We start from the raw sequence: 20,061 nt of genomic DNA, 5'->3' as shown, positions 1-20,061 counted from the left end.
TTCTCTAATCAGTTTGAGGCTTTGAGTTTGGCGGCCTGACTGCGGCGGGAAACCGGCAGCAGTTTGGCAATCGGTTCGGCGCTGGCGGTTTGCTGGCCGAAGTTGGCGTTATAGGTGGCGATGATTTCGCCGGCGATGGAGATGGCGATTTCCACAGGCAGTTTGCCTTTGACTTCGCCGATGCCCATCGGGCAGCGCATGCGTTGCACGACGCTACTGTCGAAACCGCGATCACGCAGGCGATGTTCGAACTTGGCGCGTTTGGTTTTCGAACCAATCAAGCCGAAGTAGGCGAAGTCGTTGCGCTTGAGGATCGCGGCAGTGAGTTCCAGGTCCAGCTGATGGTTGTGGGTCATGACGATGTAATAGCTGCCGGCAGGCAGGTCATCGATTTCATCCACAGGTTCTTCTGCGACGATTTTGCGCACGCCGTGGGGAATCTGCTCGGGGAATTCTTCTTCCCGCGAGTCGATCCAGCGAACGCGGCACGGCAGGCTGGCGAGCAAGGGTACCAGTGCGCGGCCGACATGGCCCGCGCCGAATACAGTGATCTGCGCCTGCACCTGGCCCATCGGTTCGAACAACAGCACCGTCGCGCCGCCGCAGCACTGGCCGAGGCTGGCGCCGAGGCTGAAGCGCTCCAGATGCGTGTCCTGCTTGCCGCTGGCGAGCATTTCGCGGGCGATCTGCATGGCTTTGTATTCCAGATGTCCGCCACCGATGGTGTCGAACGTCTGCCGGGCGCTGATGACCATTTTCGAGCCGGCATTACGCGGCGTCGAGCCAAGCTCTTCGATGATGGTTACCAGAACGCAGGGTTCGCCCTGGTTCTGCAGGTCGGCGAGGGCGTCGATCCAGTTATACATGTTTCACCTCGACATCACTGTTGTCTGTTCGGGCCTCATCGCTGGCAGGCCAGCTCCCACAGGTTTTGTGTTGCCCCCGGATTCTGCGAACACCACAAATCCCTGTGGGAGCTAGCCTGCTAGCGATAGACGCGCCTCGGTTTAGAGCGGAGCCAACTCGGCTTCAGCTTCCACAGGCTTCGCAGCCTTCAACTGGCGCATCTGCTCACAACCCCACAACACCCGTTCCGGGGTCGCCGGCGCATCGATATTCGGCTGATGCCTGTAATCACCCAGACTCGCCACCGCATCCTTGATCGCGCACCACGAGGCGATGCCGAGCATGAACGGCGGCTCACCGACAGCCTTGGAATGGAACACCGTGTCTTCCGGGTTCTTGCGGTTCTCGACCAGCTTCACTCGCAGGTCCAGCGGCATGTCCGCCACGGCCGGGATCTTGTAGCTGGCCGGGCCGTTGGTCATCAGCTTGCCTTTGTTGTTCCAGACCAGTTCTTCCATGGTCAGCCAACCCATGCCCTGGATGAAACCACCCTCGACCTGACCGATGTCGATGGCCGGGTTCAGCGAGGCGCCGACATCGTGGAGGATATCGGTGCGGAGCATCTTGTACTCGCCGGTCAACGTGTCGACGATCACTTCGCAGCACGCCGCGCCGAAGGCGAAATAGTAGAACGGACGGCCACGGGCCTGGCTGCGGTCGTAGTAGATTTTCGGGGTCTTGTAGAAGCCGGTACTCGACAGCGAAACCTGATTGAAATACGCCAGTTGAATCAGCGCTTCAAAGGTCACGATGTGGTCACGAACCCGCACGTGGCCGTTGTGGAATTCGACGTCTTCTTCGCTGACCTTGTAATGCCGGGCAGCGAATTCCACCAGTCGCTGCTTGATGATTTCAGCGGCGTTCTGTGCGGCTTTACCGTTTAGGTCGGCACCGCTGGAAGCGGCGGTCGGCGAGGTGTTCGGCACCTTGTCGGTGTTGGTCGCGGTGATCTGCACGCGGTCCATTTCGACCTGGAATACTTCGGCCACGACCTGCGCGACTTTGGTGTTCAGGCCCTGACCCATTTCGGTGCCGCCGTGGTTCAGATGGATGCTGCCGTCGGTGTAGATGTGGATCAGCGCGCCGGCCTGGTTGAGGAAGCTGGCGGTGAAGGAAATGCCGAATTTCACCGGGGTCAGTGCCAGACCTTTTTTCAGGATCGGGCTGTTGGCGTTATAGCGGCGGATCGCTTCGCGGCGCTCGTAATACTGGCTGCTTTCTTCCAGTTCGGCGGTCATCTCTTCGAGCATGTTGTGCTCGACCGTCTGGTAGTAGTGGGTGACGTTGCGCTCGGTCTTGCCGTAGTAGTTGGCTTTGCGCACCGCGAGCGGATCGAGGTGCAGGTGACGGGCGATGGCGTCCATCACTTCTTCAATCGCGACCATCCCTTGCGGGCCACCAAAACCACGGTACGCGGTGTTCGACGCGGTGTTGGTCTTGCAGCGGTGACCGTTGATGGTCGCATCGCCGAGATAGTACGAGTTGTCCGAGTGGAACATCGCCCGGTCAACGATGGACGCCGACAGGTCCGGCGAGCAGCCGCAGTTACCGGCCAGATCCATGTTGATCCCGTGCAGGCGCCCGGTGCTGTCGAAGCCGACGTCGTACTCGACGTAGAACGGGTGTCGCTTGCCAGTCATCAGCATGTCTTCGACACGCGGCAGGCGCATCTTGGTCGGCTGGCCGGTGAGGTGCGCAACCACGGCGCACAGGCACGCCGGGCTGGCGGCCTGGGTTTCCTTGCCGCCGAAACCCCCGCCCATGCGACGCATGTCGACGACGATTTTGTTCATCGACACGTCGAGAACTTCGGCGACCAGTTTCTGCACTTCGGTCGGGTTCTGCGTCGAGCAGTAAACGATCATGCCGCCGTCTTCGGTCGGCATCACCGAGGAGATTTGCGTCTCCAGATAAAAGTGTTCCTGGCCACCGATGTGCAGCGTGCCTTGAATGCGATGTTCAGCAGTCGCCAGTGCAGTGACCGAATCGCCGCGCTGGTGAGTGTGGCTGTCGAGCACGAAGTGGCGTTTGCGCAGGGCTTCGACCACGTCCAGCACCGGCTCCAGATCTTCGTATTCGATGATCGCGGCCATCGCGGCTTTGCGCGCGGTTTCCAGATCCTTGGCAGCGACTGCCAGCACGGGTTGACCGACGAACTGCACATCGTCGATGGCCAGCAATGGATCGCCCGGCATCAATGGGCCGATGTCTTTCAGACCCGGCACGTCTTCGTGGGTGATGGCGATGCGCACGCCTTCGAAGGCATAACACGGCTTGGTGTCGATGCTGATGATCCGGGCGTGAGCGCGGTCCGACATGCGTGCATAAAGGTGCAGCTGGTTCGGGAATTCCAGACGGTCATCGATGTACTGCGCTTCACCGGACACATGCTTGGCGGCGCTGTCGTGCTTGACGCTGCGGCCGACACCGCTGGTCAGGTCGGCGGCGAACAGTTCAGCCATTTCAGCTTGAGTCTTCTCTACGGCGTGATGGTTAGACATAAGCGGTCACCCGAGTCTCGATGTGCGGTGTTTGCAGTTCGATGAAGTATTTGCGCAGCAGGTTCTGCGCGCTGAGCAGGCGATATTCCTTGCTGGCGCGGAAGTCCGAGAGCGGCGTGAAATCTTCGGCCAGTGCGGCGCAGGCGCGTTCGACCACGGCGCTGTTGAACGGCGCGCCGATCAGCACGGCTTCGCAATGTGCGGCACGTTTTGGAATCGCTGCCATGCCGCCAAACGCCATGCGTGCGTCGGTGATCACACCGTTTTCCACGCGCAGGTTGAATGCGGCGCAGACAGCGGAGATGTCGTCGTCCAGACGCTTGGAGACTTTATAGGCACGGAACAGCTGCTCGGCGCTGGCACGCGGCACGATGATTTTTTCGATGAACTCGCTTTCCTTACGCGCAGTGACCTTGTAGTCGATGAAGTAATCGTCGAGGTTCAGCGTGCGGCGGGTTTCACCCTTGCACAGCACGACTTGCGCGCCGAGGGCGATCAGCAGGGGCGGCGAGTCACCAATCGGCGAGGCGTTGCCGATGTTGCCGCCGAGGGTGCCCTGATTGCGAATTTGCAGGGAGGCGAAGCGGTGTAGCAATTCGCCGAAGTCCGGGTACTCGGTGTTCAGCGCTTCGTAGCAGTCGGAGAGGGCAGCGGCGGCGCCGATTTCGATGCGGTCGTCGAAGGTCTCGATGCGCTTCATTTCGGCGACGTTGCCGACGTAGATCATCACCGGCAGGGTGCGGTGGAACTGCGTGACTTCCAGCGCCAGATCGGTGCCGCCGGCCAGCAGCCGCGCCTGTGGATAAGAGTCGTAGAGATCGGCCAGATCGGCCACGGTCAGCGGCACCAGGCAACGCTTGTCGCCACTGTTCAGCTCACCGATTTCGGTCGGGGCGATGGCTTTGAGGCGGGTGATGGTCTCGGCTTCACGGGCATCGAACTGATCCGGTTGCTTGCCGCAGCAGGATTGCTCGGCAGCCGCCAGAATCGGCCGGTAGCCGGTGCAGCGGCAAAGGTTGCCGGCCAGCGCTTCGTGCGCTTTGGCATGATCCGGTGCATCGCTGTTCTTTTGCAGTGCAAACAGTGACATCACAAAGCCGGGCGTGCAGAAGCCGCACTGCGAACCATGGCACTCGACCATGGCTTTCTGCACGCTGTGCAGTTCGCCTTTGTGTTTGAGGTCCTCGACGCTGATCAATTGCTTGCCGTGCAGCGACGAAACAAAGGTCAGGCACGAGTTGAGGCTGCGATAGCGAATGTGTTCGCGGCCATCGTCATCCGTTTGCAACTCGCCGACCACTACAGTGCATGCGCCGCAGTCACCGCTGGCGCAGCCTTCTTTAGTGCCGGATTTGCCTACGTGTTCACGCAGGTAATTGAGCACGGTCAGGTTCGGGTCCAGGGCGTGCTCGCTACGGAGTTCCTGGTTTAGTAAAAACTGGATCACGGAAGGCCTCGCAGACTCATTATTGTTGTTAACCCACTTGAGCCGAATTTATCAGCTCTGACTTTTCGGTCAATGATTTTCTGACTTAAAGGTCAAGAAAATCACATTTGCCGATCAACAACCTGTCTATTCAGTATTGACCCTCAATGGATCAAGCGCTTTTTTGCGGGAATCGTGCCAAAAACCGCTGTATGGGCACTCCGCCATGAGCCTGCAATTGCGCTACACTGCGCCGCTTGTGCAGATCGAAAAAGTTTGAAGGACAACCATGACGTTCAAGGCGCCGGACAGCCTCGCCGAGCAAATCGCTCACCACCTCGCCGAACGGATCATTCGTGGCGAAATGAAGCCAGGAGAGCGCATCCAGGAACAGAAGGTCACGCTGGCACTTAATGTCAGTCGCGGCTCGGTTCGCGAAGCCTTGCTGATCCTCGAACGCCGTCATCTGATCGCGATCCTGCCGCGTCGTGGTGCCCACGTCACCGAACTGACAGCGCACAAGGTGCAGAGCCTGTGCACGTTGATGAGCGAGCTGTACATTCTGCTCGGCAACTCGGTGGCCAACGGCTGGCAGACCCAGGCCGACATGGCGCCGTTCGTGCAGATCCAGCAGCGCCTGACCGCCAGCTACGAGCGTCAGGACATCCGCACTTTCGTTGACGACAGCTTCAATGTGATGCGTGCCGCGTATCCGTTCGCCAACAACCCGTACCTGCAAGAGACCGTCGAGAACCTGCAACCGGCCATGAGCCGTGCGTACTTCCTCGCCCTCGAACAGCGCAAGGCGGAGATGAGCGAGTTCCTCGAACTGTTCGAACGCCTGCTGGCCGCTGTGCTCGCCCGTGATTTGCCGCAGATCCGCATCGTGCTGACGGCATACGCCCAGCGCAGTTGCGATCTGGTGGTGTCTGCCCTGACGGTCGCCTAAGCGTGCGGCTCAAGTGCATCAAACTGGCGGGATTCAAATCCTTCGTCGACCCGACCACGGTGAACTTCCCCAGTAACATGGCGGCGGTCGTCGGGCCGAACGGTTGCGGCAAGTCGAACATCATCGACGCCGTACGCTGGGTGATGGGCGAAAGTTCGGCGAAGAACCTCCGTGGCGAGTCGATGACCGACGTCATCTTCAATGGGTCGACCAGCCGCAAACCGGTGAGCCAGGCGAGCATCGAGCTGGTATTCGATAACTCCGACGGCACGCTGCTCGGTGAGTACGCGGCCTACGCGGAAATTTCCATTCGCCGTAAAGTCACCCGCGACAGCCAGACCACGTATTACCTCAACGGCACCAAATGCCGTCGTCGCGACATCACCGACATCTTCCTCGGCACCGGCCTCGGCCCGCGCAGCTACTCGATCATCGAGCAGGGGATGATCTCCAAGCTGATCGAGTCCAAGCCCGAAGACCTGCGCAACTTCATCGAAGAAGCGGCGGGCATCTCCAAGTACAAGGAGCGTCGGCGCGAGACTGAAAACCGTATCCGCCGCACTCACGAGAACCTCGCCCGTCTGACCGACCTGCGCGACGAGCTTGAGCGCCAGCTCGAACGTTTGCACCGCCAGGCCCAGGCCGCCGAGAAGTATCAGGAATTCAAAGCCGAGGAGCGTCAGCTCAAGGCGCAACTGTCGGCCCTGCGCTGGCAGGATCTGAACGATCAGGTCGGCCAGCGCGAGTCGGTCATCGGCAACCAGGAAATCAGTTTCGAAGCGCTGGTCGCCGAACAACGCAACGCCGACGCTGCCATCGAACGCCTGCGCGACGGTCACCATGACCTGTCCGAACGCTTCAATCTGGTGCAGGGGCGCTTCTATTCGGTCGGCGGCGACATCGCCCGGGTCGAGCAGAGCATTCAGCACGGCCAGCAACGTTTGCGTCAGTTGCAAGACGACTTGAAAGAAGCCGAACGCGCGCGACTGGAAACCGAATCGCACCTTGGCCACGACCGCACGTTGCTGCTGACCCTCGGCGAAGAGCTGGACATGCTCGTCCCCGAGCAGGAAGTCACCAGCGCCGCCGCCGAAGAAGCCGCCGCCGCGCTGGAAGACTCCGAATCCGTCATGCACGGCTGGCAGGAGCAGTGGGACACTTTCAACCTGACCGCCGCCGAACCCCGGCGTCAGGCCGAAGTGCAGCAGTCACGCATACAGCAGCTGGAAACCAGCATGGAGCGTCTGGCGGATCGGCAAAAGCGTCTGGGCGAAGAGCGCGCCTTGCTCTCGGCTGACCCGGAAGACGCAGCGATCATGGAACTCAGCGAGCAGCTCGCCGAGTCCGAAGCGACACTGGAAGATTTGCAGACCAGTGAAGAAGCACAGGTCGAAAAACTCGAACAACTGCGTCAGGAATTGCAGCAAGCGCTGACCGCGCAGCAGCAGGCGCAGGGCGATCTGCAGCGGCTCAATGGCCGACTCGCATCGCTGGAAGCCTTGCAGCAAGCCGCGCTCGATCCGGGCACCGGCACTGCCGAATGGTTGCGTGATCAGCACCTCGCCGAACGCCCACGTCTGGCCGAAGGCCTGAAGGTCGAGGCCGGTTGGGAACTGGCGGTGGAAACCGTGCTCGGCGCCGATCTGCAAGCGGTGCTGGTCGACGATTTCAGCGGCTTCGATTTGTCCGGGTTCACCCAAGGTGATTTGCGTCTGCTCAGTCCCGCCACCGACGGTGTGCGTGTGGCGGGTAGTTTGCTGGACAAGGTCGAGGCGTCGATTGATCTGTCGCCGTGGCTCGGGCAGGTCAAACCGGTCGACAGCCTTGAGCAGGCCTTGGCGCAGCGCGGTCAGTTGAGCGTCGGGCAAAGTCTGATCAGCCGTGACGGTTATTGGGTCGGTCGGCATTTCCTGCGGGTGCGCCGCGCCAGCGAAGCTGAAAGCGGCATGCTCGCCCGTGGTCAGGAAATCGAGGCTTTGCATCTCGAACGCGAAGAGCGCGAAGCCACTGTCGAGTCGATGGAAAATCGTCTGCAAACCCTGCGCGCACAACAGCGTCAGCAGGAAAACGGCCGCGAACATCTGCGTCGCTTGCTGCAAGACGAAGCTCGCCAGCAAGGCGAATTGAAAGCTCAGTTGTCGGCCGGTAAAGCCAAGGCCGAGCAACTGACCTTGCGTCGTTCCCGTCTCGATGAAGAACTGGTCGAACTCGGCGAGCAACGTGAGCTGGAACACGAAAGCATCGGCGAAGCGCGCCTGCAATTGCAGGACGCCCTCGATGCCATGGCCGTCGACACCGAGCAGCGCGAATTGCTCTTGGCTCAGCGCGACAGCTTGCGCGAACGTCTTGATCGAGTGCGTCAGGAAGCTCGCCAGCACAAAGATCACGCGCACCAGTTGGCGGTGCGTCTGGGCTCGTTGCGCGCTCAACACGACTCCACGCGACAGGCGTTGGAACGTCTGGAAATGCAGTCCGAGCGACTCACGGAAAAACGCGAACAGCTGAGTCTGAATCTGGAAGAGGGCGAGGCGCCGCTGGAAGAGCTGCGTCTCAAACTTGAAGAGTTGCTCGACAAACGCATGAGCGTTGACGAGGAACTGAAGACCGCGCAAATCGCCCTCGAAGATGCCGACCGCGAACTGCGCGAAGCGGAAAAACGCCGGACTCAGGCCGAGCAGCAATCGCAGTTGATTCGCGGCCAGCTCGAACAGCAACGCATGGAATGGCAAGCCCTGACCGTGCGCCGTAAAGCCTTGCAGGATCAACTGCTCGAAGACGGCTACGATTTACATGGCGTGCTCGGCACATTAACTGCCGAGTCGAGTGAACGCGAAGCCGAAGAAGAACTCGAACGGATCAACGCGCGGATTCAACGCCTGGGCGCGATCAACCTCGCGGCCATCGACGAATACCAGCAACAATCCGAGCGTAAACGTTATCTGGATGCGCAAAACGACGATTTGGTCGAGGCGCTGGATACCCTGGAAAACGTCATCCGCAAGATCGACAAGGAAACGCGCAACCGTTTCAAAGATACCTTTGATCAGATCAATGGCGGTTTACAGGCACTTTTTCCAAAAGTTTTCGGTGGTGGCCGGGCGTATTTGGAACTGACGGGCGAAGATCTACTCGATACAGGGGTAACGATCATGGCGCAGCCGCCAGGAAAGAAGAACAGCACCATCCATTTGCTCTCCGGTGGCGAAAAAGCCCTGACTGCATTGGCTCTGGTTTTTGCGATCTTCAAATTGAATCCGGCGCCGTTCTGCATGCTCGATGAAGTTGACGCGCCACTGGATGACGCTAACGTTGGACGTTACGCACGATTGGTTAAAGAGATGTCGCAGACCGTGCAGTTCATCTATATCACCCACAACAAGATCGCCATGGAAATGGCCGATCAACTGATGGGTGTGACGATGCACGAACCGGGTTGTTCGCGACTGGTAGCCGTGGATGTCGAGGAGGCGATGGCGATGGTGGATGCCTGAGCCGGGGCGTTGTCGGAAAGGTATTAATGGTCTGTAGGACATTTTTACCGGCTTTGACTTGCTGGCCAATCGACATATTCGCGCAAGCCAATGTGACAGACGGTGTAAAGTTGTCTTTGGTCGTGCTAGTTTAATGTCAATTTTTCGTATACGTGGGCAAAACGCCTGTCAGAACATAGAGTTGGCGCCACGTTTTAAAGCGGTTTGCACACTGTAAACCCCTTATTTTTCAGCATTTTTTATAGAGGCACGGGATTACATGGAAATCGGTCTGCGCGAGTGGCTGATCGTCATCGGCATCATAGTGATTGCCGGTATTCTTTTTGATGGCTGGCGCCGTATGCGCGGCGGCAAGGGAAAACTGAAATTCCGTCTTGACCGAAGTCTGTCCAACCTGCCGGACGAGGACACCAGCGCTGAGCTGTTGGGCCCGGCCCGCGTGCTGGACAAGGACGATCACAAGGAACCGCAACTGGACGAGCACGACCTGCCGTCGGTGAGCATGTCGGCGCGCGAAACCCGCGAGCCTCGCGAATCCGGTTCCAAGCGCGGCAAGCGCGGCAGCAACGGCCCGGCTCAAGGTGACTTGAACCTCGATCTGGATCTGGATGACAGCCCGGGCTTCAGCAGCCGTGATGATTTTGTCGAGACCAAGCCTTCCCCGGCGGTCAGCGACAAGGATCAGCCACAAGCGGAAGAAGTCTTGGTGATCAGCGTGATCTGCCGCGACGCTGCCGGCTTCAAAGGCCCGGCGCTGTTGCAGAACATTCTGGAAAGCGGCCTGCGTTTCGGCGAGATGGATATTTTCCACCGCCACGAAAGCATGGCCGGCAACGGTGAAGTGCTGTTCTCCATGGCCAATGCGGTCAAGCCGGGCATTTTCGATCTGGACGATATCGACCATTTCAGCACCCCGGCGGTGAGCTTCTTCCTCGGTCTGCCAGGCCCGCGTCATCCTAAGCAAGCGTTTGACGTGATGGTGGCAGCGGCCCGCAAGCTGTCCCAGGAACTCAACGGCGAGCTGAAAGACGACCAGCGCAGCGTCCTGACCGCGCAGACCATCGAGCACTACCGTCAGCGCATCGTCGAATTCGAACGCCGCGCCCTGACCCAGAAGCGCTGATTCGAAAGGTTGCCTCGCTATAAAGAGGCGATCAGCAAAATAGATAGAGCAGCCTCGGCTGCTCTTTTGCTTTATGAGAGAACACCCATGACCGCCGCCAAAAACCGCATTCTAGAGCTGCGCGCTGAGCTGGATCAGCACAACTACCGTTATCACGTTCTCGACGAGCCGAGCATTCCGGACGCCGAGTACGACCGGTTGTTCCACGAGCTCAAGGCGCTGGAAGCGGCCAACCCCGAGCTGATCACCAGCGACTCGCCGACCCAGCGCGTCGGCAGCGTGGCGCTCACCGCGTTCACTCAGGTGCGCCACGAAGTGCCGATGCTCAGCCTCGGCAACGCCTTCGAAGAAGCCGACATGCGCGAATTCGACCGTCGGGTAACCGAAGGTCTGGATCTGCCGGTGGGTGATCTGTTCGGTGCTGGCGCAGCGGTGGAATACAGCTGCGAGCCAAAACTCGATGGCCTGGCGGTCAGCTTGTTGTATCAGGACGGCGTGCTGGTGCGCGGCGCGACTCGCGGCGATGGCACCACCGGCGAAGACATCAGCGTCAACGTGCGCACCGTGCGCAACATTCCGCTGAAGCTGCACGGTGAAGGCTGGCCGGCGACGCTGGAAGTGCGCGGTGAAGTGTTCATGTCCAAGGCGGGTTTCGAGCGCCTCAATGCCTCGCAACTGGAAGTCGGCGGCAAGACTTTCGCCAACCCGCGCAACGCCGCTGCCGGCAGCCTGCGCCAGCTCGATTCGAAGATCACCGCCAATCGTCCGCTGGAGTTCTGCTGCTACGGCATCGGCCAGGTGTCCCACGATATCTCCGACACGCACATCGGCAATCTCAAGCAATTGCAAGCCTGGGGCATGCCGATCAGCCATGAGCTGAAACTGGCCAAGGGCATCGACGAATGCCTCGATTACTACCGCGATATCGGCGAGCGCCGTAACTCGCTGAGCTATGAAATCGACGGCGTGGTGTTCAAGGTCAACAGCATCGCCGATCAGCGTGAGCTGGGCTTCCGCGCCCGTGAACCGCGCTGGGCAATCGCGCATAAATTCCCGGCCATGGAGGAACTCACCGAGCTGCTCGACGTGGAATTCCAGGTCGGTCGTACCGGTGCGGTCACGCCTGTGGCGCGGCTGAAGCCGGTAAAAGTTGCCGGTGTCACGGTGGCCAACGCCACGCTGCACAACATGGACGAAGTGGCGCGTCTGGGCCTGATGATTGGCGACACTGTGATCATCCGTCGTGCTGGCGACGTGATCCCGCAAGTGGTGCAAGTGGTCATCGAACGCCGCCCTGATGATGCGCGCCCGGTGCAGATTCCCGAGAGCTGCCCGGTCTGCGGTTCGCACGTCGAGCGCACGCAACTGGTCAAGCGCAGCAAGGGGCGCGAGACCGTCAGCGAAGGCGCGGTCTACCGATGCGTCGGACGTCTGGCCTGTGGCGCGCAACTGAAGCAGGCGATTATTCACTTCGTGTCGCGCCGTGCAATGGACATCGAGGGTCTGGGCGACAAGAGCGTCGAGCAATTGGTCGATGAAGGTCTGGTGAGTTCGCCAGCCGATCTGTATGCGCTGAAGTTCGATGACATCGTCGACCTCGAAGGTTTTGCCGAGGTGTCGAGCAACAAGTTGCTGGCGGCGATCGAGGACAGCAAAAAACCGAGTCTTGCGCGCTTCATCTATGCCCTCGGCATTCCCGATGTCGGCGAAGAGACGGCCAAGGTCTTGGCGCGTTCGCTGGGATCGCTGGAGCGCGTGCAGCAGGCGTTGCCGCAAGTGTTGACCTACCTGCCGGATGTCGGCCTGGAAGTGGCGCACGAGATTCACAGCTTCTTTGAAGATGCGCACAACCAGCAGGTGATTACCGAACTGCTGGGGCATGGTTTGCAGATTCAGGATCAGGGCGACCTGGGCGCCGAGTTTGCTGCCAGCACCACGCTGGGCGGTTTCCTCGACAAGCTGCACATTCCTTCGGTGGGGCCGGGCGGCGCGCAGAAACTGGCGGACAAGTTCGGCTCACTTGAGGCGGTGATGAATGCCGACTGGCTGGACATGCGCCAGGCGCTGCCGGAAAAACAGGCCAACTCAGTGCGCGAGTTTTTCGCGTTGCCGGAGCATCGGCAAATTGCCGAAGCCGCCGAGAGACAGTTGCGTGATTTCGGCATGCATTGGCTGAGCGAGAAGAAAGTCGTCGAAGGCCTGCCGCTGGCCGGGGAAACCTGGGTGCTGACCGGCAAGGTCGAGCTGATGAGCCGCGATGTCGCCAAGGATCACCTGGAAAGCCTCGGCGCCAAAGTCGCGGGCTCGGTCTCGGCCAAGACCCATTGCGTGGTCGCCGGCCCGGGCGCCGGCTCGAAACTGACCAAGGCCAATGAGCTGGGTGTGAAAGTGATGGATGAAGAGGCGTTCATCGAATTCCTCAAAACCCATGGCATCACGGTTTAACGCAATCCATGGAGTGAAACTGATCCTGTGGTGAGGGGATAAATTCCCTTACCACAGGGGGGGAGCAATTAGCAGCAGCGCTGTAATCGGGAACGATGTTGTCATGCGAATGATCTAGTCTTGGCAAGCCCAAGGGAGAGATCGCCATGTACCGCTTTTTCGAGCAGCTCAGTTCCCGCATCGTCGCGCCGTTCATGGGCGAGTCTTCACGCAACAGCAAAATCTGGCCGTGCCGCTGCGGCCAGTCGTTGTTCTTTCGCAACAGCCAGTGCCTGGCCTGCAACGCGGCGCTCGGTTATCAGCCGGAACAAAGCCGCATCACCTCACTGCAACCGGGGCCGCAAGAAGGCACGTGGACGCTGGATGCCGATCCCGACGCCGGACTCTTTCGCCGTTGTGCCAATCTCGACACAGCCGCCGCTTGCAACTGGCTACTGCCGGCCAATGTGGACGATGCCTTGTGCGTCGCTTGCAACCTGAATCGCACCATCCCCGATCTGTCCGTCGCGGAAAACCCCGAACGCTGGCGCAAGGTCGAAATCGCCAAGCGCCGTCTGGTCGCGCAACTGATCACCCTCGGTTTGCCGGTGATCCCGAAAACCGTGGACGAGGACACCGGGCTGGCCTTCGACTTCATCGGCATCGACCTGGAAGGCAATGCGCCGATGACCGGCCACGCCAACGGCTTGATCACCCTCGATATCAAGGAAGCCGACGACGCCCATCGCGAAAAAGTGCGGGCGCAGATGCACGAACCCTATCGCACGCTGCTCGGGCATTTTCGGCATGAGGTTGGGCATTACTACTGGGATCGACTGATTGCCAATGGCCCGTGGCTCGGTTCGTTCCGCAATCTGTTCGGCGACGAGCGCGCCAGTTATGCCGAGGCGCTGGATCGTCACTATCAGCAGGGTGCGCCGCTGGACTGGCCGCAACACTACGTTAGCGCCTACGCGACCATGCATCCTTGGGAAGACTGGGCCGAAACCTGGGCGCATTACCTGCACATGATGGACGCAGTGGACACCGCACTGGGTTTTGGCATGAGCGCGCGGGAGATGGATTTCGATTACCAGCCGTTTCCGCCGAGCACCCTCTACGAGCCCGACCATCCCGGTGGTGCGGCGTTTTTGTCGTTCGTCAACGCGTGGATCGAACTGGCAGGGATGCTCAACGAGCTGTCACGCAGCATGGGCCAGCCGGATTTCTATCCGTTCGTGTTGCCGGCGGCGGCGATTGCCAAACTGCACTTCATCCATCTGGTGATTCAGCAAGAGGGCGGCAGGGCGGACGAGGTGTTGACCCTGTAGACGCTGCCGCAGGCTGCGATCTTTATGTCTTTGAAGCTGTTCATGTTTTTAATCTGAATCGAACGGTTGTAACTTCGTCTCAGACAGGTACAATGGCGCGGCTCGCCGACAGGCAAGCGTCGTTATGGTGACCCCATCGGTCCCCCCGCAACGATTACCCGTGAACCTGGTCAGAGCCGGAAGGCAGCAGCCACAGCGGGAACATTGTGTGCCGGGGTGTGGCTGGTGGGGTTACCACCTTAACGAAACGAACCGCACGGGAATCACCCGGTTGCGGTTTTTTTGTGCCTGCGATTTACCAGGCACCACAATTCAACTGTAGGAGTGAGCCTGCTCGCGATGGCGTCATCACTGTTACAGATGAATTGTCTGATACATCGCTATCGCGAGCAGGCTCACTCCTACAGGGGGTTATGGGGTGTTTTCGGGACTGCCGGTATAGAGCCGGATAATCTCATCAATTTCCCCCGACATTTTCATCCGCAACAACGTCCGCAAAATCCTCTGCACCGGCACCTTCGGGTCATTCCTCACGTAGCACCCGACATTCTGCTCTTGCAGCACCGCCACGCCTTGCAGTTGCTGCCCCGGCATCAGCCGTTGGTTGAACCAGTCCAGCGTCCATTGATTGCTCACCGCATAGCGATACCGGCCGGCCAGCAGTTTTTCCAGCACCTGATTCTGATTGCGCGCGTCTTCGCGTTGCAGTCGGCCGGCATCAAATAAAGGCTGCAGGGTAGGGTAGATGTAGCCCAGCACGGTGCCGATCGACTGGCGCGGCAGTTCGGCGGGATCGACTTTCGGCGTTTCACCGTGACGGCTGATCAGCACGTCGCGCTGGAAAAACAGTGGAATGCTCCAGATGTAGTCGCCGGACTGATTCGGCTGCCACGACTGTGCGGCATAGCAGCGCACATCGACTTCGCCGTGTTCCATGGCGTTCTGCACGCGGGTGCGGGGCAGGACGTGAAATTCTGCCGGGACGCCAACCTGTGTCGCGAGGCTGAGCATGATGTCGATGAGGATGCCCTGGGTCGGGCGGCCGCGCTCGAATTGCACCATCGGCATTGCCCAACTGTCGGCCACGGCGAAGCGCAGCGGCGGGTCGGACGCGGATACGCTCAGACTGATCCCCAGTAACGCCCCCAAGGCCCAACGCATAAATGCTCCGATGAGTCCCGCGCCCGGGCCAATAAATACCCGACAAAAAGCAGCTTAGCCAGATTAGACGAGGACATCGGATGCAATTTTGGCCTTGCTCCGCTAGCATTAGCCGCTTCTGCTTTCCAGTGGCGACGGTTTTCGATGAGTTATCAGGTTCTTGCACGTAAATGGCGTCCGCGCTCGTTCCGCGAAATGGTCGGCCAGACCCATGTGCTCAAGGCTCTGATCAATGCCTTGGACAGCCAGCGGCTGCACCATGCGTACCTGTTCACCGGTACCCGAGGGGTGGGTAAAACCACGATTGCGCGGATCATCGCCAAATGCCTGAACTGTGAAACAGGTATCACTTCAAGCCCCTGTGGCGAATGCTCGGTATGCCGCGAAATCGACGAAGGTCGTTTTGTCGACCTGATCGAGATCGACGCCGCGAGCCGGACCAAGGTCGAAGACACCCGCGAGCTGCTCGATAACGTGCAGTACGCGCCGAGCCGTGGGCGCTTCAAGGTCTACCTGATCGACGAAGTACACATGCTATCCAGCCATTCCTTCAATGCGCTGTTGAAAACCCTCGAAGAGCCGCCGCCGTACGTCAAGTTCATCCTGGCGACCACCGATCCGCAGAAACTTCCGGCAACGATTTTGTCGCGCTGCCTGCAGTTCTCCCTGAAGAACATGACGCCCGAGCGCGTGGTCGAGCATTTGACCCACGTCCTCGGCGCCGAAAACGTGCCGTTCGAAGACGATGCACTTTGGCTGCTGGGTCGCGCCGCTGATGGCTCGATGCGCGACGCCATGAGCCTCACCGACCAGGCCATCGCCTTCGGTGAAGGCAAAGTGTTGGCGGCAGACGTGCGGGCGATGCTCGGCACCCTCGACCACGGTCAGGTGTTTGACCTGTTGCACGCGCTGATCGAAGGCGACGCCAAGGCGTTGCTTGAAGCCGTGCGCCATCTGGCCGAACAAGGGCCGGACTGGAATGGCGTGCTCTCGGAGATTCTCAACGTGCTGCACCGCGTCGCCATCGCTCAGGCGTTGCCGGACGGCGTCGACAATGGCCACGGCGACCGTGACCGGGTATTGGCGCTGGCCCAGGCCTTGCCGGCCGAAGACGTGCAGTTCTATTACCAGATGGGCCTGATCGGTCGCCGCGATTTGCCGCTGGCGCCAGACCCGCGTGGTGGCTTCGAAATGGTCTTGCTGCGGATGCTGGCCTTCAGGCCCGCCGATACCGCGGACGCCCCGAGGCAACCGCTAAAGCCAGTGGGGATCAGCCAGGCCACAGTTGATTCCGCAAACTCAGTGGCTGCCGCGCCGAAGGTTGCGCCGGTAGTGGCTGCGGTTGTTGCGCCAGCTCCGGAGCCAACGCCTGTTGCGGCTCCGGCACCTGCTGCGGTGGCTGCGCCTGCTCCCGAGCCTGAGCCCGTGGTTGCACCGGCTCCAGAGCCAGAACCTGAGCCCGTGGCAGTGGAAGCGGTCGTCGACCTGCCGTGGAATGATCCGGTAGCGCCCGAGCCTGAATCCGAGCCAGAGCCAGAACCCGTTCAGCAACCTGCCGTCGAGCCAGTGCTGGAAACCGCAAGCGAGCAACCCGAGTTGCCGCCAATGCCGTTGCCGACCCCCGACAGCGTGGTGCCGGACGCGCCTGAGTGGGCCGCTGCGCCGATTCCCGAGCCGTCGGTCGCCGACGTCGATGCCGCCACCCCGGGCCTCGACATGGACGACGAGCCGCCGCTGGACGAGGACTACATCGAGCCGGACGTGGATTCGGCTTACAGTTATCTCGACGAACTGGCCAGCGAGCACGCCGCCGACCCGGAGCCTGAGCCCGAGCCGGAACCCGCCGCGATGCCGGCGACCGGTCTGGCCCTGCAATGGCTTGAATTGTTTCCAAAGTTGCCGATCTCCGGGATGACCGGCAGCATCGCAGCCAACTGCACACTGATCGCCGTCGATGGCGACCATTGGTTGATGCACCTGGACCCGGCGCACAGCGCCCTGTTCAACGCCACTCAACAGCGCCGGCTCAACGATGCGTTGAACCAGTTCCACGGTCGCACGCTGACCCTGAGCATCGAGCTGATCAAGCCCGAGCAGGAAACCCCGGCTCAGGCGGCTTCCCGGCGTCGTGCCAACCGTCAGCGTGAAGCGGAGGACTCGATCCACGGTGATCCGTTCATCCAGCAGATGGTCCAGCAGTTCGGTGCGGTCGTGCGACACGATACTATTGAACCTGTCGACGCCCTGGTGACTCAGGGCTAATAACTGAGGGCGCTCTGCCGCGATGGCCGGGCGCTGTTTTGATCCAAGTACTTTTGAGGTGATTCCCATGATGAAAGGTGGCATGGCCGGCCTGATGAAGCAGGCACAGCAGATGCAGGAAAAAATGGCCAAGATGCAGGAAGAACTGGCCAACGCTGAAGTCACTGGCAAGGCCGGCGGCGACATGGTCACCGTGGTGATGACCGGTCGTCACGACCTCAAGCGCGTCAGCATCGACCCGACCCTGCTGCCGGGTCTGGATGAAGATGACCGCGAAGTCATCGAAGATCTGGTCGCTGCCGCTGTCAACGACGCGGTGCGCAAGATCGAAGCCAGCAGCCAGGAAAAAATGGGCGGCATGACCGCCGGCATGAACCTGCCAGCCGGTATGAAACTGCCATTCTGATTCGCCTTTGTGCGACAGATGAGCTACAAAAAATGCCAGGCATCCGTGCCTGGCATTTTTGTTTGTGACAGATAGTTATGCAGTGGCGGTAATGCCGTCATCGCTGGCAAGCCAGCTCCCACAGTGGATGGTGTTGATCACAAAACAGGTGGACAACCGCGAACCCTGTGGGAGCTGGCTTGCCAGCGATAAATTCACCTCGGTCTGCCCGAACAAACATCGAACGCTGTACCGCCACAAAGGTCTGCTCCCTATACCCTCGAATTGATCATTCAAAGGAGACGCCGACATGTCCGACCCTCTCACGCTCAACCAACGGTTCGTGCTCGCTTCCCGCCCGACAGGCGCGCCGACGCCGGAAAACTTCCGTCTGGAGCGCGAAGCGCTGCCGGAACTGCAGGACGGTCAGGTGCAGTTGAAAACCCTCTACCTGTCGCTCGATCCCTACATGCGCGGTCGCATGAGTGACGCACCGTCCTACGCCGCGCCCGTGCAAATCGGCGAAGTGATGACCGGTGGCGCCGTCAGTCGAGTCGAGCGCTCGCTGCACCCGAAATTTCATGCCGGTGATCTGGTGGTCGGCCTCACGGGCTGGCAGAGCCACTGCATCAGCGACGGGCGCAACATCATGCCGATTCCGGCCGGTCTGCCGAGCCCGTCGATGGCCCTTGGTGTACTGGGCATGCCGGGCATGACCGCTTACATGGGGCTGATGGACATCGGTCAGCCGAAAGAAGGCGAGACTCTGGTGGTCGCCGCTGCGTCCGGCGCAGTGGGTTCGGTGGTCGGCCAGGTGGCGAAGATCAAAGGCCTGCGCGCGGTTGGCGTGGCAGGCGGTGTCGAGAAGTGCAAATACGTGGTCGAGCAACTGGGCTTCGATGCCTGCATCGACCACAAGGCCGCAGACTTCGCCGAGCAACTGGCCAAGGCCTGTCCGAAAGGCATCGACATCTATTACGAGAACGTCGGTGGCCATGTGTTCGACGCGGTGCTGCCGTTGCTCAACCCCAAAGCGCGGATTCCGCTGTGCGGTCTGATCGCCGGTTACAACGCCTCCGAGGCACCGAAAGGCCCGGATCGTCTGCCGACACTGCAACGCACCTTGCTGACCAAGCGTGTACGAATTCAGGGCTTCATCGTGTTTGATGACTACGGTGATCGTCAGCCGGAATTCATCAGCCACATGGTGCCGTGGGTGCGCGACGGCAAGGTCAAGTTCCGCGAGGACGTGGTCGAAGGCCTGGAGCAGGCGCCTGACGCGTTCATCGGTCTGCTGGAGGGGCGTAACTTCGGCAAACTGGTGGTGCGGGTCGCGCAGGACTGAGTATTTGACGCTGGCCAGAGGCGCGGGTATAAACCGCGTCTCGTTGTTTTGTCGGACTTTTTACCCATGAGCTTCAGCCCTTTGATTCGCCAACTGATCGACGCCCTGCGAATTCTGCCGGGCGTGGGTCAGAAAACTGCCCAGCGTATGGCGTTGCAGTTGCTTGAACGTGACCGCAGTGGCGGTCTGCGTCTGGCTCAGGCCCTGAGTCAGGCCATGGAAGGGGTTGGCCATTGCCGCCAGTGCCGAACGCTGACTGAAGACGATCTGTGCCCGCAATGCGCCGACACACGCCGTGACGACACGTTGCTGTGCGTGGTCGAGGGGCCGATGGATGTCTATGCGGTCGAGCAGACCGGTTTCCGCGGACGCTACTTCGTGCTCAAGGGCCATTTGTCGCCACTGGACGGGCTCGGGCCGGAGGCCATCGGCATTCCGCAGTTGATGACGCGGATCGAAGAGGCCGGCACCTTTACCGAAGTCATCCTCGCCACCAACCCGACAGTGGAAGGTGAGGCGACGGCGCACTACATCGCGCAGTTGCTCAACAACAAAGGCCTGATCGCCTCGCGCATCGCCCATGGCGTGCCGCTGGGTGGCGAGCTGGAGCTGGTGGATGGCGGCACCCTCGCGCATTCGTTTGCCGGGCGTAAACCGATAGCCCTCTGATTTGTAGTGACTGTTCAGGCCTCATCGCTGGCAAGCCAGCTCCCACAGTGAATTGTGTTAATCACAAAATTTGCGAACAACCGCGAAC

Annotated in this window: 13 protein-coding genes and 1 other RNA gene; 10 read left to right on the top strand and 4 right to left on the bottom strand. The window is 60.3% G+C overall.

The features are described 5' to 3' along the window. Positions 1-8 precede the first annotated feature (8 nt). From xdhC to xdhA, 3 genes are all read right to left on the bottom strand, one after another. The gene (xdhC, locus tag ACTWLJ_RS26305) at positions 9-866 is read right to left on the bottom strand and encodes a xanthine dehydrogenase accessory protein XdhC (protein ID WP_401216032.1); all 858 of its coding nucleotides are present in this window, start codon (positions 864-866) and stop codon (positions 9-11) included. A 141-nt stretch (positions 867-1,007) separates the two neighbouring features. Next, positions 1,008-3,407, bottom strand: a complete 2,400-nt coding sequence (gene xdhB, locus ACTWLJ_RS26300) for a xanthine dehydrogenase molybdopterin binding subunit (RefSeq protein WP_445179089.1) — start codon at positions 3,405-3,407, stop codon at positions 1,008-1,010. Further along, positions 3,400-4,854 carry a xanthine dehydrogenase small subunit gene (gene xdhA, locus ACTWLJ_RS26295; protein WP_445179088.1) on the bottom strand — a complete coding sequence of 485 codons (1,455 nt, stop codon included), beginning with the start codon at positions 4,852-4,854 and terminating at the stop codon, positions 3,400-3,402. Before xdhA ends, xdhB begins: the two co-directional genes overlap by 8 nt. Positions 4,855-5,122: 268 nt before the next feature. On the opposite strand from xdhA, the gene ACTWLJ_RS26290 reads away from it, so the two are divergent. The 6 genes from ACTWLJ_RS26290 (at position 5,123) to ffs (ending at position 14,382) form a co-directional block, all read left to right on the top strand. Continuing rightward, the gene (locus ACTWLJ_RS26290; protein WP_401216035.1) at positions 5,123-5,782 is read left to right on the top strand and encodes a GntR family transcriptional regulator; all 660 of its coding nucleotides are present in this window, start codon (positions 5,123-5,125) and stop codon (positions 5,780-5,782) included. Between the two features lie 2 nt (positions 5,783-5,784). Then, entirely contained in the window at positions 5,785-9,273 is a 3,489-nt protein-coding gene (smc, locus tag ACTWLJ_RS26285) for a chromosome segregation protein SMC (RefSeq protein ID WP_445179087.1), read from the top strand. Positions 9,274-9,532: 259 nt separating this feature from the next. Then, positions 9,533-10,396 (top strand): cell division protein ZipA, encoded by an 864-nt coding sequence (gene zipA, locus ACTWLJ_RS26280; RefSeq protein ID WP_445179086.1) that lies wholly within the window; start codon positions 9,533-9,535, stop codon positions 10,394-10,396. 87 nt (positions 10,397-10,483) lie between these two features. Continuing rightward, positions 10,484-12,841: an NAD-dependent DNA ligase LigA gene (gene ligA, locus ACTWLJ_RS26275; protein WP_445179085.1), complete on the top strand. Its 2,358-nt coding sequence runs from the start codon at positions 10,484-10,486 to the stop codon at positions 12,839-12,841. Between the two features lie 146 nt (positions 12,842-12,987). Next, entirely contained in the window at positions 12,988-14,151 is a 1,164-nt protein-coding gene (locus tag ACTWLJ_RS26270) for a zinc-binding metallopeptidase family protein (RefSeq protein WP_445179084.1), read from the top strand. A gap of 134 nt (positions 14,152-14,285) precedes the next feature. Beyond that, an RNA gene (gene ffs / locus ACTWLJ_RS26265) (signal recognition particle sRNA small type) lies at positions 14,286-14,382 on the top strand. A gap of 180 nt (positions 14,383-14,562) precedes the next feature. Here the strand turns inward: ffs and ACTWLJ_RS26260 are convergent. Next, on the bottom strand, positions 14,563-15,312 hold the full coding sequence (locus ACTWLJ_RS26260; RefSeq protein ID WP_445179083.1) for a substrate-binding periplasmic protein: 750 nt from the start codon (positions 15,310-15,312) through the stop codon (positions 14,563-14,565). 144 nt (positions 15,313-15,456) lie between these two features. On the opposite strand from ACTWLJ_RS26260, the gene dnaX reads away from it, so the two are divergent. The 4 genes from dnaX (at position 15,457) to recR (ending at position 19,973) form a co-directional block, all read left to right on the top strand. Continuing rightward, a complete protein-coding gene (dnaX, locus tag ACTWLJ_RS26255; RefSeq protein WP_445179082.1) occupies positions 15,457-17,574 on the top strand; it encodes a DNA polymerase III subunit gamma/tau in 2,118 nt (705 codons plus the stop codon). Between the two features lie 67 nt (positions 17,575-17,641). Next, positions 17,642-17,980, top strand: coding sequence for a YbaB/EbfC family nucleoid-associated protein (locus tag ACTWLJ_RS26250; protein WP_053118768.1), 339 nt, complete (start codon positions 17,642-17,644; stop codon positions 17,978-17,980). A gap of 289 nt (positions 17,981-18,269) precedes the next feature. Then, positions 18,270-19,304 (top strand): NADP-dependent oxidoreductase, encoded by a 1,035-nt coding sequence (locus tag ACTWLJ_RS26245; RefSeq protein ID WP_445179081.1) that lies wholly within the window; start codon positions 18,270-18,272, stop codon positions 19,302-19,304. 66 nt (positions 19,305-19,370) lie between these two features. Next, a complete protein-coding gene (recR, locus tag ACTWLJ_RS26240; protein WP_445179080.1) occupies positions 19,371-19,973 on the top strand; it encodes a recombination mediator RecR in 603 nt (200 codons plus the stop codon). Positions 19,974-20,061: the final 88 nt, after the last annotated feature.

The organism is Pseudomonas sp. McL0111 (assembly GCF_052567255.1).
The sequence above is the reverse complement of the archived record's forward strand: the minus strand, read 5'-3'. Positions and strand labels throughout refer to the sequence as shown.